The sequence below is a fragment of the Kosakonia radicincitans DSM 16656 genome, assembly GCF_000280495.2.
Lineage (GTDB): Bacteria > Pseudomonadota > Gammaproteobacteria > Enterobacterales > Enterobacteriaceae > Kosakonia > Kosakonia radicincitans.
Window position 1 is genome coordinate 744061 of the sequence record NZ_CP018016.1, and the last position, 15164, is coordinate 759224.

Consider the following 15164-nt stretch of genomic DNA (forward strand, 5'->3'; position numbering starts at 1 on the left):
CCTTTCTTATCTGGCTTTTATATGAAAATCGAAACAGCGTTTTTATCTTACGTCCGTTTTCTGCTTATCAAAAGGTTATGGTTATATCTGCGCATTTTTTGGGCAAGAACCGTAACGCTATGCTTTGCTTAGAATGGCTAAATGGAGGAGACAGAGAATGACGCGTTTGACAGCGAAAGATTTCCCGCAAGAGTTGCTCGACTACTATGATTACTACGCGCACGGCAAGATCAACAAGCGCGAGTTTTTACAGATAGCTGGCAAATACACGGTCGGCGGCATGACCGCGCTGGCGTTGTTCAACCTGCTAAAGCCCAACTACGCGCTGGCAACGCAGGTCGAATTTACCGATCCGGATATTCGCCCCGAGTACATTACCTATCCCTCGTCCAACGGTCACGGTGAGGTTCGCGGTTATCTGGTTAAACCGACAAAAGCGACGGGTAAAGTGCCAGCCGTAGTGGTGGTACATGAAAATCGCGGGCTGAATCCGTATATCGAAGATGTTGCCCGCCGCGTTGCCAAAGCCGGTTACATCGCGCTGGCTCCGGATGGTTTAAGCTCCGTTGGCGGCTATCCCGGCAATGATGATGAAGGACGCGAGCTGCAACAAAAAGTCGATCCTACAAAACTGATGAATGACTTCTTTGCCGCCATTGAGTTTCTGCAAAAGCATCCGGATGCCACTGGCAAAGTAGGCATCACCGGCTTTTGTTATGGCGGCGGCGTTGCTAACGCAGCGGCGGTTGCTTACCCGGAGCTGGCCTGTGCGGTGCCGTTTTATGGCCGCCAGCCGCCAGTCGACGGGGTGGCAAAAATCAAGGCGCCGTTACTGCTCCACTACGCTGCGCTGGACAAAAACATTAACGAAGGCTGGCCTGCCTATGAACAGGCGCTGAAGGCCAACCACAAGGTGTTTGAAGCTTACATCTACCCGGCCGTTAACCACGGTTTTCATAACGATTCAACGCCGCGCTACGATCGTGCGGCGGCGGAACTGGCCTGGCAACGAACCCTTGGATGGTTTGAAAAATATCTGCATTGAGTGGATCGTTCCTGAAAAAATAGCAGGGAATCTCCATTGGCTGAATGTATCGTTAATCGGTAATTATTGATTTATAACTTTATAAGATGGATTTATTGTCGATTTTTATGCTGTTAAGTGGCGAATGACACATTCTGTAAAGATAATGGCGCATTTTTATTATCCGGTTTGCAAGTAAAACTGCGCTATTAATTTACGTTAGGTGCTCTCGTTCTTCTGCGAAAATTCCTGGATAAATGTCTGCGAAAAATCTTTCGGGCGAAATGCCAGTGAGCGATCGGAAATAGCACGGATGCCGCGCTGAATATAAATATTTCTTCTCGCTGCGGCTGAAACCGGGCGTATGATAGCGTTCGTAAGTTCACTGCTGTATCGCTTCAGGCCTGTATTCATGCGGCTTACGGCGATGTTTCCGCGTCAGTAAGTGTGTAAAAACATCACAATGGTCAGAATGATAAATAATTAGTTAACCATACTTAAAATAAATTTTAATACTCCTTAATCATCATTTTTATTTGTTGTAAAAAACCTTTTTCCATTATTAATGGCATTATTTTCCTGCGTTTTTTTATTCATTTTTTAACTTTTTAAAAATTCTTATTTTAACTTTCGGTAACATTTTAATTTTTCTTTTTTTATATATAAACGAGGGAATTCTCTTTTCCGTCTTATTAATTAAAGATTTTTAAATCATTACCTAAAGAAATAATTAGCTGATTAATTTTTATTTTCATTTTGTTAAAAAACAATAGGTTATGTTTATTTATTGTAAATAAATGCCGTGGTGATGACAACGATTAATAACCCAATGATGAGACGGAATAAGATTCTGTACGGCCCCGATGCAGGCTGACGAAAAAAGAGAAGGGTGAAATTTTTTTTATCATTTTTTTCACTTTTACCATGCAGAATTTTCTTGTCCATGCCGATAACGGAGATAACTCTCGCCCGCAGGCGAGAATGTACCTTCACCGCAAGGATAATATTATGAGTATGCTTCGTAACTTTACTATACGAGCCGTTATGCTGGCGATCCTCGGGATCTTCGGTCTGCTGTGGTCAGGCGTTGGTTTGTATAGCGTTTTTTCTCTGTCAAAAGTGGCCGACGGTAATGAGGTAGATCGCCAGTTAGTGTCACAGATGACTCTGCTTAGCCAGGGCAATGATCAGTACTTTCGGTTTGTGACTCGTCTCAGTCGCGTGATGGAAGCCAAAGCTGCGGGTGGCTCGCCGGATATGGCGCCGGTTCAACAGGCGCTGGACAATATGACCCGTTATCTGGCGGCGTTTAAAGCGATTTCACCAGGGCCGATAGATGCGAAAATCTCTGAACAAGTGATCAGTAACTGGCAGGCGCTGCTGGAGCAGGGGATCACGCCGCAATTTCAACTGGCGCAGCAGGGAACATCTGACGCTTATCGCCAGCAAGCGAATAATGTTACGCCGGGTTTAAGCCGCAGCTTTGGTTCAGCGACGGAAAACTTTAATAAAGCCGCGGGTGAGATGCTCGATCAGACGCGCGTTGTCGTTGATAGCCAGACGAAAACTACTCGCGTGGCAATTATTTCAGCGATGGTGATTGGCCTGTTGATCCTGCTCTTTACCGATCGCTATCTGGTCAACATGCTGGTGCGCCCGCTGGATCGTATCCGCGCGCATTTCACGGTGATGGCGCAGGGCGATCTCAGCCAGCCGCTGGAAGATTTTGGTCGTAACTGCGTCGGCAAAGTCGTGCCGCTGTTGCTGGCAATGCAGGATAGCCTGCGTGAAGCGGTTAGCAGTATCCGCAACGGTAGCGAAAATATCTGGCGCGGGGCGAGCGAGATCTCTTCCGGCAATAATGATCTCTCTTCCCGTACCGAAGAACAGGCCGCCGCGCTGGAGCAGACGGCAGCCAGCATGGAAGAACTGACTTCAACGGTCAAACTGAATGCGGATAACGCCAGTCAGGCCAGCCAACTGGCGGAAGTGGCGTCAGCCACCGCCAGTAAAGGCGGCGCGCTGGTTAAAGACGTTATCAGCACGATGGACGGTATTTCCGGTAGCTCGAAGAAAATTGCTGAGATCACCACTGTCATTAACAGCATTGCCTTCCAGACGAACATTCTGGCGCTGAACGCTGCGGTTGAAGCGGCGCGGGCAGGTGAGCAAGGGCGTGGCTTTGCCGTCGTCGCCGGGGAAGTCCGTAATCTTGCCAGCCGCAGTGCGGGCGCGGCGAAAGAGATCGAAACGCTGATCGCCGATTCAGTCAGCCGCGTCGAGAAAGGGGCGCAACTGGTTAATGACACCGGCACCACCATGGAAAGTATCCTTAAGGCCGTGACCGAAGTGACCACCATTATGAAAGAAATTGCCTCGGCCTCTGCAGAGCAGAGTAAAGGTATCTCTCAGGTGGGCGTCGCGATCAGCCAGATGGATAGCGTCACGCAGCAGAACGCCTCGCTGGTGGAGCAGATCTCTGCGGCAGCGGCGGCGCTGGAGCGCCAGACAGAAGAGCTGCAACGTTCTGTTCAGAAGTTCCGTCTTTCCAGTAACGAGCAGCATAACCCTGCGACGACAGCGCTGGTAAAACCGGATTTGTCGCGCAAAACTACTTCTAAATCTGCCGCATCGTCGGATGAATGGGTGGCGTTTTAATCAGCGCTATCACCCCCGCAACAGATCGTTATATAATTTTTTATATAGCGATTGGGGGTGATAACGATGGAAAACCATTTTGGTAAAGGTTTAATGGCCGGGCTGAATGCAGCGCAGGCGGATAGCGCCAGCAATGTGGCGCATTTCTGCCCGGACTATAAGCGGGGTTTTGTCCTTGGGTTTTCGCACCGCATGTTTGAAAAGACAGGCGATCGACAGCTCAGCGCGTGGGAAGCAGGTATTCTCACTCGCCGCTACGGGCTGGATAAAGAGATGGTGATGGACTTCTTTCGCGAGAGTCACTCAAGCATAGTGCTCCGATTTTTTATAGCGGGATACCGCCTCGAAACATAACAATACGCTTCGCTCAATATGTAGTTCTCTTTTATGAAGGTCACTTTTGTCGAGGGTGACTTTCATTTTTTTTTGTTCATTTGTGCCCTAATACCCCTACGCTGAGTCCGTGTACTGTAATCCCCGTCTCATTTTTGCATAATGCCCCTGATTTTTATGTGCTTAATTGTCGGAGCGATCGCAGCACTCTTCTTCCTGTTGGATGGAGAATATTCTTAGTTCGGGCTGAGGAATAAAAATAAATGGCAGGAGATAATTTACATTTAGCATCCCAGGGTGTGAGTCGTCGTGATTTTATGAAGCTGTGTGCCGCGCTGGCGGCCACGATGGGACTGAGCGGAAAAGCGGCAGCAGAGATGGCAGAAGCCATCAGCCATCCGCAACGTCCTCCGGTTGTCTGGATTGGTGCGCAGGAGTGCACCGGATGTACCGAATCGTTGCTTCGCGCCACTCATCCCACCGTTGAAAACCTTGTGCTGGAAACCATTTCGCTGGAGTACCACGAAGTGCTTTCCGCCGCGTTCGGGCATCAGGCCGAAGAGAACAAACACCATGCGCTGGAGCAGTATAAAGGCCAGTACGTGCTGGTGGTTGACGGCTCTATTCCGATGAAAGACGGCGGCATTTACTGCATGGTGGCCGGCGAGCCTATTGTTGACCATATTCGTAAGGCGGCAGAAAACGCAGCCGCTATTATTGCGATCGGTTCCTGCGCCGCCTGGGGTGGTGTGGCGGCGGCAGGTGTGAATCCTACCGGCGCGGTCAGTTTGCAGGCGGTGCTGCCGGGGAAAACGGTGATTAATATTCCTGGCTGTCCGCCGAACCCACAGAATTTCCTTGCTACCGTGGCGCATCTCATCACCTTTGGCAAACCTCCGGCGCTGGACAGCAAAAACCGGCCCGCGTTTGCTTATGGGCGCTTGATCCATGAACACTGCGAACGCCGTCCGCACTTCGATGCCGGGCGTTTTGCGAAAGAGTTCGGCGATGCCGGGCACCGGCAGGGCTGGTGTCTTTATCACCTCGGCTGTAAAGGACCGGAAACCTGGGGCAACTGCTCGACGTTACAGTTCTGCGATGTCGGCGGCGCATGGCCAGTTGCTATTGGTCACCCTTGTTACGGCTGTAATGAAGAAGGCGTTGGCTTTCATAAAGGCATCTCTCAGCTTGCTCATGTCGAAAATCCAACACCGCGCGCTGAAAAACCTGACGTGCAACTGAAAGAGGGCGGCACGGTGTCAGCAACGGCCGTCGGTCTGCTGGGTGGCGTAGTCGGTCTGGTGGCGGGCGTTGGCGTGATGACGGTGCGCGAGCTGGGACGGCAACAGAAGAAAAACGACGCTGATTCGCAGGGAGAATAGCCGTGAACAGACGTGATTTTCTCAAAGTAGCGTCCGGCGGGGCGCTGCTGGTGGGGGGATCGTCCGCCAGTTTTGCTGCTGCGCAAAACCGGCCGCCGATCCCCGGAGCGCTGGGAATGCTATATGACTCGACGCTCTGTGTCGGCTGCCAGGCCTGCGTCTCACGCTGCCAGGCGATCAACTCGCCGGTGCCTAATCCGCAGGGTGAACAAACCTGGTCGAACAACGACAAACTCTCTCCGTATACCAACAACATTATTCAGGTCTGGCACAGCGGTAACGGGCAAAACAAAGACCAGACCGAAAATGGCTATGCCTACATCAAAAAGCAGTGCATGCACTGTGTGGATGCCAACTGCGTGTCGGTCTGCCCGGTACAGGCGCTGAAGAAAGACGCTGTCACCGGCATTGTTCATTACAACCCGGATGTCTGTACCGGCTGCCGCTACTGTATGGTCGCCTGTCCTTTCGACGTGCCGAAATATGATTACGACAACCCGTTCGGCCAGATCCACAAATGCCAGCTCTGCAATCAGAAAGGCGTCGAACGTCTTGATAAAGGCGAGCTTCCCGGCTGCGTGGAAGTTTGCCCGGCAGGGGCGGTGATTTACGGCACCCGCGAGGAGTTACTGGCCGAAGCCAAAAAACGCCTCACGCTGAAGCCGGGTTCCGAATATCGCTATCCCCGCCAGACGCTGCATGCCGACGATGTTTACCTTCACGATGTCCCGCACTATTACCCGCACTTGTACGGCGAGAAAGAGGGCGGCGGCACACAGGTGCTGGTGCTGACAGGCGTGCCTTATACGGATCTTGGTTTACCGGCGCTGGACTCCCTGGCGACCGGCGCGCGATCCGAACACGTTCAGCATACGGTGTACAAAGGCATGATGTTGCCGCTGGCGGTGCTGGCAGGTCTGACGGCGCTGGTACGGCGTAATACAAAGGCGCACCACGAGGAGGATGACCATGAGTCATGATCCACAAGCCATGGGCGGTAAGCTGCTGAGCAAACCTGTGCTACTGTTCGCCCCGCTGATCGTGCTGTGCGCGATCTTTATTCTCAAGCGTCTGATCTTCGGCCTTGGATCGGTCTCCGATCTGAACGGCGGTTATCCGTGGGGGATCTGGATCGCCTTCGACCTGCTGATCGGCACCGGTTTTGCCTGCGGCGGCTGGGCGCTGGCGTGGGCGGTCTATGTCTTCAACCGCGGCGATTACCATCCGCTGGTACGTCCGGCGCTGTTGTGCAGCCTGTTCGGTTACTCGCTGGGTGGGTTATCCATCACTATCGATGTTGGCCGTTACTGGAATCTGCCGTATTTCTATATTCCCGGATACTTCAACGTCAATTCGGTGCTGTTCGAAACGGCAGTCTGTATGACCATCTATATCGGCGTGATGGCGCTGGAATTTGCGCCTGCGCTGCTGGAAAGGCTGGGCTGGAAGGTCTCGCTGCGCCGTCTAAACAAGGTGATGTTTTTTATCATCGCCCTTGGCGCGCTGCTGCCGACGATGCACCAGTCATCGATGGGATCGCTGATGATTGCCGCCGGATACAAAGTCTATCCGCTGTGGCAAAGCTACGAAATGCTGCCGCTCTTCTCACTGCTGACTGCTTTTATTATGGGCTTTTCGATCGTTATCTTTGAAGGCTCCTTAATGCAGGCCAGCCTGCGCGGCAACGGCCCGGATGAGAAGCGCCTGTTCAATAAACTGATGGGCGTGCTAAGCGTCCTGCTGGCGCTGTTCCTGCTGCTGCGCGTCGGTGAAATCAGCTGGCGCGGCAAGTGGCATTACGCATTCGCCGGGGATTTTTACAGCCTGATATTCTGGCTGGAACTGGCACTGCTGGCTTTCCCGCTGCTGGCACTGCGCGTTTCCCGCTGGCGCAATGATTCCCGCGTTCTGTTCCTGGCCGCGCTCAGCATGCTGTTAGGCTGCGCGCTGTGGCGACTCTCCTATTCGCTGCTGGCGTTCAATCCCGGCAACGGATACGGCTACTTCCCGACCTGGGAGGAGCTGATGATCTCTATTGGTTTTGTGGCAATTGAAGTCTGTGCATACATCTTACTCATACGTCTGTTGCCGATTATTCCTCCGTTAAAAACATCTGCGCGACATGAGGCGAGCGAAGCATGAGTCAACGTATCACCATCGATCCGGTGACCCGCATTGAGGGTCATTTACGCATTGATTGCGAAATTGAAAACGGCGTTGTATCAAAGGCCTGGTCATCGGGCACCATGTGGCGCGGAATGGAAGAGATTGTGAAGGATCGCGATCCGCGCGATGCCTGGATCATCATGCAGCGTATTTGTGGTGTTTGTACCACCATTCACGCGATCGCCTCGGTGCGGGCAGTAGAAAGTGCGCTGAAGGTTAATGTGCCGCTGAATGCGCAGTACATCCGCAATATCATTCTTGCCGCGCACTCGATCCACGATCACATCGTCCACTTCTATCAGCTTTCAGCGCTCGACTGGGTGGATATCACCTCGGCATTGCAGGCCGATCCGGCAAAAGCCGCCGCGCTGCTGAAAGGGATCTCTGACTGGCCGCTGAACAGCGAAGGCGAGTTCAAAGCGGTGCAGGATAAGATCAAAGCGCTGGTTGCCAGCGGCCAGTTGGGTATTTTTGCCAACGGTTACTGGGGACATCCGGCAATGAAGTTACCGCCGGAAGTGAACCTGATAGCCGTCGCACACTACCTGCAGGCGCTGGAGTGCCAGCGCGATGCTAACCGCATTGTGGCGCTGCTCGGCGGCAAGTCACCGCATATCCAGAATCTGGCGGTCGGCGGTGTCGCCAACCCGATCAATCTCGACGGTATTGAAGTGCTGAACCTTGAACGCCTGATGTACCTGAAGTCGTTTATCGATCGCCTCGAAGGCTTTATTGAACAGGTTTATAAAGTCGATACCGCTGTCATTGCTGCGTTCTATCCCGAGTGGTTGTCGCTCGGCAAAGGTGCGGTAAATTACCTCAGTACGCCGGAATTCCCCACCGATGCGAAAAATGGCAGCTTCCTGTTCGCTGGCGGGTACATTGAAAACGCCGATCTCAGCACCTTCCGGGCGATCACCACCGGTGACGATCCCTTTATGGTGAAAGGGATCCAGGAGAGCGCAAAACACGCCTGGTACAAAGACGAGGCGCCACAGGAGCCGTGGCAGGGCACGACATTACCGCAGTACACCGGTTGGCAGGAAGAGGGCAAATATTCCTGGGTGAAATCGCCTACCTTTTACGGCAAAACGGTGGAGGTTGGTCCGCTGGCTAATATGCTCTGCAAACTGGCGGCGAAGCACGAAACCACAGCGACGAAGCTGAATGATATTGTCGCTATCTACCAGAAACTGACCGGCAAAACGATCGGCGTGGCGCAGCTACATTCAACGCTGGGGCGCATTATTGGCCGCACCGTTCACGCCTGCGAACTGCACGGCGTGTTGCAAAATCAGTATCAGGCGCTGATCGATAATATCGGCAAAGGCGACATGCAAACCTATGCGAAAACCGACATTCCGCAGAGCGGCGAGTTTAAAGGCGTCGGCTTTCTGGAAGCGCCGCGCGGCATGCTTTCCCACTGGGTGGTGATCAAAGACGGTAAAATCGCGAACTATCAGGCGGTTGTACCCTCGACCTGGAATGCCGGGCCGCGCAACTTTAATGATGATGCCGGGCCGTACGAACTGTCGCTGGTGGGCACGCCGGTTGCGGACGTGCAAAAACCGCTGGAAGTGGTGCGCACCGTGCATTCGTTCGATCCCTGCATGTCCTGCGCAGTGCATGTGCTGGACGCGGATGGCAACGACGTTGTGTCGGTGAAGGTGCTGTGATGTCGATTTTAGTGCTGGGCGTCGGCAACATTTTATTGACCGACGAAGCGATTGGCGTACGGGTTGTGGAGGCGCTGGCGCAGCGCTTCCATCTGCCTGAAGAGGTTGAAGCGCTGGATGGCGGTACCGCCGGAATGGAATTGCTCGACGCGATGGCTAACCGCGATCACCTGATTATTGCCGACGCGATCGTCAGCCGGAAAAGCGAGCCTGGAAGGGTCATCATCCTGCGTGATGACGAAGTGCCGACGCTGTTCAGCAATAAAATTTCCCCGCACCAGTTGGGGCTGGCGGACGTACTGTCGGCACTGCGTTTTACCGGTGAGTTTCCGGCGAAACTGACGCTGATTGGCGTTACGCCAGCCTCGCTGGAGCCGCATATCGGCATGACGCCAATCGTGGAAGCCAGCCTTGATAGCGCGCTGGCGGCGGTGATTGATGCGTTGGCTGAATCCGGCGTTGTGCTGACGCCACGGGAGACTGCTCATGCATAATGATGAATTACCAGGATTTGACGTTTCGCCGCACCGCGAAGTGCAGCAGGCTTTTAAGGCGATTGCAGCCCATGAAATGCAGGGGCTGCCGTTTGTGCATCCGCAAATGGACGTGTACTCCACACCATTTACTCTGTTTGAAAACCAGTGGCTTGGCTGCGTGTTGACGCCGTGGATGCTGAGCTTGCACATCTATCCCGGCCCGCAGCAATGCTGGCCGGTGCGGCGCGTTAGCGAGCGGCTGGGGTTGCAACTGCCCTACGGCGAGATGACCTTTTCCGTTGGCGAATTACCGGCGCTGGGGCAGTACCTGAGTTGCTCCTTGATGTCGCCATTAACGCCCGATCTCAGTCCGCAACAGGGCGTACAACTGGCGGATAACTGCCTGAAGATGGCGCTCTCGCTACCAGTAACGGATGCCAGCTTGAGCCGCCGCGCGCTGCTGTTCGGCCAGCGAGGCGCGCAGCATGCATGAGTTATCGCTGTGCCAGAATGCGGTGGAAATTATCGAACAGCAGGCGAAGCAGCATGGCGCGCAGCGCGTGACCGGCGTCTGGCTGGAAATCGGCGCGCTGGCCTGTATCGAAGAGAGCGCCCTGCGGTTCGGTTTCGATATTGCCTGTCGCGATACGCTGGCACAGGGGTGCGCGCTGCATATCATCCATAAACCCGCGCAAGCGTGGTGCTGGAACTGTAGCGCGTCGGTAGAGATCACCCGGCACGACGAGTGCCCGCGCTGTCACTGCCCGACGTTGCATATTGAGCACAGCGACGGCGTGCAGATCAAAAGTATTGAAGTGGAGTAAGACAACGATGTGTATAGGCGTACCGGGCCAGGTGGTGGCCGTTGGCGAAGATTTTCATCAACTGGCGCAGGTCGATGTGTGTGGTGTGCGTCGCGACGTTAATATCGCGCTGGTGTGCGAAGAATCGCCACAGCAATTGCTCGGCCAGTGGGTGCTGGTACATGTCGGTTTTGCTATGAGCATTATTGATGAGCAAGAGGCGCTGGCGACGCTTGCGGCGCTTCGGCAAATGGAGAGCGACGAGCTGGCGGCGGGATAAGAAACCGGGCGGCATTCCACCCGGTGTGGAAGATTAGGCGTTGCGTTTATCTTCGGTCTGCGTATCGAAATCGCTGGCGTCATGGCGCTCGTGCAACTGCTCGTTCGGCGCGCCGAACGTACGGTTAACGATGCGACCGCGTTTCACTGCCGGGCGGGCGAAAATCTCCTGTGCCCAGCGCTGCACATTTTTGTAGCTGCCCGCATCGAGGAATTCGGCGGCGTCATACACATTGCCAAGTACCACGTTGCCGTACCACGGCCAAATCGCCATATCGGCAATGGTGTACTCATCACCCGCGATGAATTTATGGTTGGCCAGTTGTTTATCCAGCACGTCCAGCTGGCGTTTGGCTTCCATGGTAAAGCGGTTGATGGCGTACTCAATTTTAACCGGCGCATAGTTGTAGAAGTGGCCAAAACCGCCGCCGAGGAATGGCGCAGAGCCTTGTAACCAGAACAACCAGTTCAACGTTTCTGTGCGTCCTGCCGGATCTTTTGGCAGGAAGTGGCCGAATTTTTCTGCCAGATACAGCAGGATGGCACCGGATTCAAATACGCGCGTCGGCGGCGTCGTGCTGTGATCGCGCAGCGCCGGGATTTTGGAGTTCGGGTTGACGTCGACAAAACCGCTGGAGAATTGATCCCCTTCGCCGATACGAATCAGCCAGGCGTCGTACTCCGCCTCGCTAACCCCTTTTGCCAGCAGTTCTTCCAGCATGATCGTGACTTTCTGACCATTCGGCGTGCCGAGCGAATAGAGCTGGAGCGGATGTTTGCCCACCGGCAATGTTTTGTCGTGCGTCGGGCCGGAAACCGGGCGGTTGATATTCGCGAAAGCGCCGCCGCTGGATTTATCCCACGTCCAGACCTTCGGTGGCTGGTAGTTGTCTGACATTTTGGTCCGCCTTTTCGTTGATGTGTTGAAGTTCAGGTTAAGTGAGTATAAATGGTTGCGGGTTCAGGCAAGGATGCGCTGCGCCCAGACACTGATATCATCACCGCTGCCAAGATCGGCCTGCACCAGCCCATTGACCATAAAAGTTGGGGAAACATGAATGCCGTTCTGGCGCGCATATTTGCAGTGCCATTTGATTTCGGTTTGCAGCTCCGGACGGGCAAAAGCGTCTGCCAGTTTCACGCCACTGTAGTTTTCAATGCGCTCAATAATCTGCTGCGGTGTGGCATCCATATTCGGGCCGCTGCAATGATCCGTAAATTCAAACTCTTCACGATGATCGGCAACTGCACGCAGTACCTTATGCGCGGCGTTTTTGCCATCGGGTAGCGTCGAAGCCGCGAGGATACAGCGCACAATCACACCAGAGAAGAGATGCCAGGGCTGTGATTGCAGGCGAATTTTGACCGTCACGTTCTCTTCGCCGACAGTTTCTAACAGCGCTTCCAGTTTGTTAAACGCCCGGACGGAGAAGGGGCAGGTGGGTTCGATAAAGATCTCGAAAGTTCGGGGGCCGTGGCCCCAGCTTAGCGGTGCGGCATGTAAAGGTTGTTGACTCATGGTCACTCCTGCTGTTTTTCATTTTGTGAGAGTTTGAGAGTAGCAGCATGCCGCAGACGCGGGGAGTTCGTTTTGCGTCGGATGCGGTTATCGTGCGGTGTTCGACGGCCGTAGCATTTCCACACGCGAACGTTTTAACAATAAGAAATAAATACTGCTGTAATGTGCATAATTAATTTTTAAGAGATGACTTAAATAATATTTAACTTAGTAACTTCACCTTAACGTAAATTATTATATTATTGATCGGTATTTGCTTATTTAAATTTTGTCTGTAGCGCTGATTATTTCATCATTATTTGTTATTAATCCGTTTCTCTCTGCTGTCGATAATCGTTATGAGGGGTTTTTTTCGACTCAGATCGGAGGAGTCATTAGCGGATTATCTGGGTAACCATCAGCGGAGATAATGATGCAGGAGATTCAGGCGATTCAGGCAACCACGCACCTTGCCAATGCAACACAAGAAAGTACGGCGGCCAAAGCCGATCCACACACCACCAGTGAAAGCGGAGCGGGTAACAAATCTCATCAGGATGAAAGTACTAAAGTGACGCTCTCCAGCCGCGCCGAAAGCCATAAAGAGGCGAAGGCTATAAAGGCGGAGCAGCAGCTCGCAGAAAAGAAAGAAGTCGAAAATCATCAAATTGATTATTCGCTGGCGATGACCGGCATTCCGCAATTTGGTGGACGTCTGGTAACGGTTGTTAAATATCCTGACGGTAGTACGGAAATGATTGACGCCTTTTCCGGCAAAAAAGTAACACAACAGGAACTGGACATCGCCCGGGCCGAGAAAGAAAACAGCGAACATGTACAACGCAAGCAGGAAGCCAAAAAAGTCGCGCAGGAAGTGCAGACATTCACGCCTGGAGAATCGCAGCCAACGGATCTGGAATAATCCTCTGGCGGTAAATTTGTAATAAAGGCGAAGGCTATTCAGAATTTATCCATAAAATATATCTTATATGTTATGGGTGGCCTGAGCTGAATATCATAGCTGTGTTGTTGTGTATTTAGTTTAAGTCAGTATCGGTGCCATTTTGCTTCAGCAATTTAATGCTGAGGATTGCGGCTGTCTGGCGTTTTGCTGCGAGAGAGGGCACATCGCTGCCGTTTTTGGGACGACAGAATGCGCCATTTACTTAGCATGCTTAATATTGGCTTTATGAGGAATTTGCCGGGATAAACGGTGGGTTATTATGATGAAGATGAGTGGTACAGCCACATTAATTATGTGGTTAATTTCTACGGTATCTGGCGTTTGGTTTTGTTGTGTTTTTCTTTGTAGTCGGCAATTGCCTGATTGATGTTTTCTGTTTCGATAACATCGACCTTTTCATCATTAAAGAACACTTCATAGTGGCCGGATACATATTTAAAAGTGAAAATTTTCCCCTGATAGCGAACGCGTCTCTCCTTCACCGACAAGCCTCTGCTGCGCATAGCCACTTTTGCCATTGTATCTATCTTTTTATTTTTCATAGCTATTTTCTTTACCTTTTCAGGCTGTTATGCGATGCCTGTATTTTATTCCGCGTGTTCAGGTGCTAATTTGTTATCCTCTCAAAGAAAATCAACAGTTGCCAGAACCTCATGCTTAATAATAGATGAAATATTTCTGCGTAACTTAAGGTTGTCTTAATCTTAAGAATATCCTGTAGTTAATAACTGGAGGATTAATTTAGTTAACCATATTTTTATGGGATTTAATTTCGAAACGCTCTTTTTGATAATTATTTCGATTCTCATTTCACCTTTGCTAGTATTAAACTTCTGGCGGCTCGCATGCGCTGACTATTACACTTATTTTAAAAGGAATGAGGATGAAGAATCGCTTTTTGCCGTTCTGTTCAATCGCACTGGTCATCTCTTCGGTTTTCGCCGCGTCTGCGGCATCTGCCGCCAATAACGACGACGGGATCGTGGTGTACAACGCGCAGCACGAAAACCTGACAAAATCCTGGGTTGATGAATTCACCAAAGAAACGGGTATTAAAGTGACGCTGCGTAACGGTGGCGACACGGAACTGGGCAACCAGCTTGTTCAGGAAGGAAAGGTTTCTCCTGCTGATGTCTTCCTCACCGAAAACTCACCAGCAATGACGCTGGTCGATAATGCCAACCTGTTCGCGCCGCTGGATGCCGATACCCTGAAGCAGGTGCCAGCGCAGTTCCGCCCGGCGCATGGCCGCTGGATCGGTATTGCCGCGCGCAGCACGGTGTTTGTTTATAACCCGACAAAAATCAGCGCGGCGCAGCTTCCGGCATCGATAATGGATTTAGCCAAACCGGAATGGAAAGGCCGTTGGGCGGCATCTCCGTCAGGCGCAGACTTCCAGGCGATTGTCAGCGCGATGCTCACGCTGAAAGGCGAAAAGGCCACGCTCGACTGGCTGAAAGCCATGAAGACTAATTTCGTGCCTTATAAAGGTAACAGCACCGTCTTAAAAGCGGTTAATGCCGGGCAGATTGATGGCGGTGTTATCTACCACTACTACTACTTTGTTGATCAGGCCAAAACCGGCGAGAACAGCAAAAACACCCAGCTTTACTACTTTAAGCATCAGGATCCGGGCGCTTTCGTCAGCATTTCCGGCGGTGGTGTTTTAGCCTCCAGTAAGCACCAGAAACAGGCGCAGGCCTTCATCAAGTGGATCACCGGTAAAACCGGGCAGGATATGCTGCGTACCAATACCGCTTTTGAATATGCCGTCGGTGCGGGCGCGGCTTCCAACGCGAAATTGGTGCCGCTGAATCAACTGGATGCGCCAAAGGTCGAGCCTTCTGCGCTGAACAGCAAAAAAGTGAGCGAGTTAATGACCGAGGCCGGTCTCCTGTAATTGCG

General features: G+C 52.4%; 16 protein-coding genes. 13 read left to right on the forward strand and 3 right to left on the reverse strand.

The features are described from left to right. The first annotated feature begins 157 nt into the window (after positions 1-157). The 11 genes from yghX to hybG all read left to right on the forward strand — a co-directional run bounded on the left by yghX (position 158) and on the right by hybG (position 10798). Positions 158-1045, forward strand: a complete 888-nt coding sequence (gene yghX / locus Y71_RS03760; RefSeq protein ID WP_007370138.1) for a YghX family hydrolase — start codon at positions 158-160, stop codon at positions 1043-1045. Between the two features lie 987 nt (positions 1046-2032). Further along, positions 2033-3682 (forward strand): methyl-accepting chemotaxis protein, encoded by a 1650-nt coding sequence (locus Y71_RS03770; protein WP_007370141.1) that lies wholly within the window; start codon positions 2033-2035, stop codon positions 3680-3682. 66 nt (positions 3683-3748) lie between these two features. Continuing rightward, positions 3749-4036, forward strand: coding sequence for a DUF2623 family protein (locus tag Y71_RS03775; protein WP_007370142.1), 288 nt, complete (start codon positions 3749-3751; stop codon positions 4034-4036). 242 nt (positions 4037-4278) lie between these two features. Then, on the forward strand, positions 4279-5397 hold the full coding sequence (hybO, locus tag Y71_RS03780) for a hydrogenase 2 small subunit (RefSeq protein ID WP_007370143.1): 1119 nt from the start codon (positions 4279-4281) through the stop codon (positions 5395-5397). Positions 5398-5399: 2 nt separating this feature from the next. Beyond that, entirely contained in the window at positions 5400-6377 is a 978-nt protein-coding gene (gene hybA, locus Y71_RS03785; protein ID WP_007370144.1) for a hydrogenase 2 operon protein HybA, read from the forward strand. Continuing rightward, entirely contained in the window at positions 6367-7539 is a 1173-nt protein-coding gene (hybB, locus tag Y71_RS03790) for a Ni/Fe-hydrogenase cytochrome b subunit (protein WP_007370145.1), read from the forward strand. The genes hybA and hybB overlap by 11 nt, the downstream gene beginning before the upstream one ends. Beyond that, positions 7536-9239, forward strand: coding sequence for a hydrogenase 2 large subunit (hybC, locus tag Y71_RS03795; RefSeq protein ID WP_007370146.1), 1704 nt, complete (start codon positions 7536-7538; stop codon positions 9237-9239). The genes hybB and hybC overlap by 4 nt, the downstream gene beginning before the upstream one ends. Next, a complete protein-coding gene (locus Y71_RS03800; RefSeq protein WP_007370147.1) occupies positions 9239-9733 on the forward strand; it encodes a HyaD/HybD family hydrogenase maturation endopeptidase in 495 nt (164 codons plus the stop codon). The genes hybC and Y71_RS03800 overlap by 1 nt, the downstream gene beginning before the upstream one ends. Continuing rightward, the gene (hybE, locus tag Y71_RS03805) at positions 9726-10208 is read left to right on the forward strand and encodes a hydrogenase-2 assembly chaperone (RefSeq protein WP_007370148.1); all 483 of its coding nucleotides are present in this window, start codon (positions 9726-9728) and stop codon (positions 10206-10208) included. Before Y71_RS03800 ends, hybE begins: the two co-directional genes overlap by 8 nt. Next, entirely contained in the window at positions 10201-10539 is a 339-nt protein-coding gene (gene hypA / locus Y71_RS03810) for a hydrogenase maturation nickel metallochaperone HypA (RefSeq protein WP_007370149.1), read from the forward strand. Before hybE ends, hypA begins: the two co-directional genes overlap by 8 nt. Before the next feature lie 7 nt (positions 10540-10546). After that, positions 10547-10798 carry a hydrogenase maturation factor HybG gene (gene hybG / locus Y71_RS03815; protein WP_007370150.1) on the forward strand — a complete coding sequence of 84 codons (252 nt, stop codon included), beginning with the start codon at positions 10547-10549 and terminating at the stop codon, positions 10796-10798. A 33-nt stretch (positions 10799-10831) separates the two neighbouring features. On the opposite strand, the gene yghU is transcribed toward hybG, so the two are convergent. Together yghU and Y71_RS03825 are read right to left on the reverse strand one after the other, a co-directional pair. Beyond that, positions 10832-11695 (reverse strand): glutathione-dependent disulfide-bond oxidoreductase, encoded by an 864-nt coding sequence (yghU, locus tag Y71_RS03820; protein WP_007370151.1) that lies wholly within the window; start codon positions 11693-11695, stop codon positions 10832-10834. Positions 11696-11758: 63 nt separating this feature from the next. After that, positions 11759-12316, reverse strand: coding sequence for a DsbA family protein (locus Y71_RS03825; protein WP_007370152.1), 558 nt, complete (start codon positions 12314-12316; stop codon positions 11759-11761). Between the two features lie 409 nt (positions 12317-12725). On the opposite strand from Y71_RS03825, the gene Y71_RS03830 reads away from it, so the two are divergent. Continuing rightward, on the forward strand, positions 12726-13217 hold the full coding sequence (locus tag Y71_RS03830; protein ID WP_233218402.1) for a hypothetical protein: 492 nt from the start codon (positions 12726-12728) through the stop codon (positions 13215-13217). 347 nt (positions 13218-13564) lie between these two features. Here Y71_RS03830 and Y71_RS03835 read toward each other — a convergent pair whose 3' ends face one another. Beyond that, on the reverse strand, positions 13565-13801 hold the full coding sequence (locus Y71_RS03835) for a hypothetical protein (protein ID WP_007370154.1): 237 nt from the start codon (positions 13799-13801) through the stop codon (positions 13565-13567). Positions 13802-14142: 341 nt separating this feature from the next. Between Y71_RS03835 and Y71_RS03840 the strand changes: the two genes are divergently transcribed. Further along, entirely contained in the window at positions 14143-15159 is a 1017-nt protein-coding gene (locus tag Y71_RS03840) for an iron ABC transporter substrate-binding protein (RefSeq protein WP_007370155.1), read from the forward strand. Positions 15160-15164: the final 5 nt, after the last annotated feature.

Bases quoted from the DNA above. Each gene is read 5' to 3' on its own strand.
- yghX (WP_007370138.1), top strand. From the start codon at position 158: ATGACGCGTTTGACAGCGAAAGATTTCCCGCAAGAGTTGCTCGACTAC.
- Y71_RS03770 (WP_007370141.1), top strand. From the start codon at position 2,033: ATGAGTATGCTTCGTAACTTTACTATACGAGCCGTTATGCTGGCGATC.
- Y71_RS03775 (WP_007370142.1), top strand. From the start codon at position 3,749: ATGGAAAACCATTTTGGTAAAGGTTTAATGGCCGGGCTGAATGCAGCG.
- hybO (WP_007370143.1), top strand. From the start codon at position 4,279: ATGGCAGGAGATAATTTACATTTAGCATCCCAGGGTGTGAGTCGTCGT.
- hybB (WP_007370145.1), top strand. From the start codon at position 6,367: ATGAGTCATGATCCACAAGCCATGGGCGGTAAGCTGCTGAGCAAACCT.
- hybC (WP_007370146.1), top strand. From the start codon at position 7,536: ATGAGTCAACGTATCACCATCGATCCGGTGACCCGCATTGAGGGTCAT.
- Y71_RS03800 (WP_007370147.1), top strand. From the start codon at position 9,239: ATGTCGATTTTAGTGCTGGGCGTCGGCAACATTTTATTGACCGACGAA.
- hybE (WP_007370148.1), top strand. From the start codon at position 9,726: ATGCATAATGATGAATTACCAGGATTTGACGTTTCGCCGCACCGCGAA.
- hypA (WP_007370149.1), top strand. From the start codon at position 10,201: ATGCATGAGTTATCGCTGTGCCAGAATGCGGTGGAAATTATCGAACAG.
- hybG (WP_007370150.1), top strand. From the start codon at position 10,547: ATGTGTATAGGCGTACCGGGCCAGGTGGTGGCCGTTGGCGAAGATTTT.
- yghU (WP_007370151.1), bottom strand. From the start codon at position 11,695: ATGTCAGACAACTACCAGCCACCGAAGGTCTGGACGTGGGATAAATCC.
- Y71_RS03825 (WP_007370152.1), bottom strand. From the start codon at position 12,316: ATGAGTCAACAACCTTTACATGCCGCACCGCTAAGCTGGGGCCACGGC.
- Y71_RS03830 (WP_233218402.1), top strand. From the start codon at position 12,726: ATGATGCAGGAGATTCAGGCGATTCAGGCAACCACGCACCTTGCCAAT.
- Y71_RS03835 (WP_007370154.1), bottom strand. From the start codon at position 13,801: ATGAAAAATAAAAAGATAGATACAATGGCAAAAGTGGCTATGCGCAGC.
- Y71_RS03840 (WP_007370155.1), top strand. From the start codon at position 14,143: ATGAAGAATCGCTTTTTGCCGTTCTGTTCAATCGCACTGGTCATCTCT.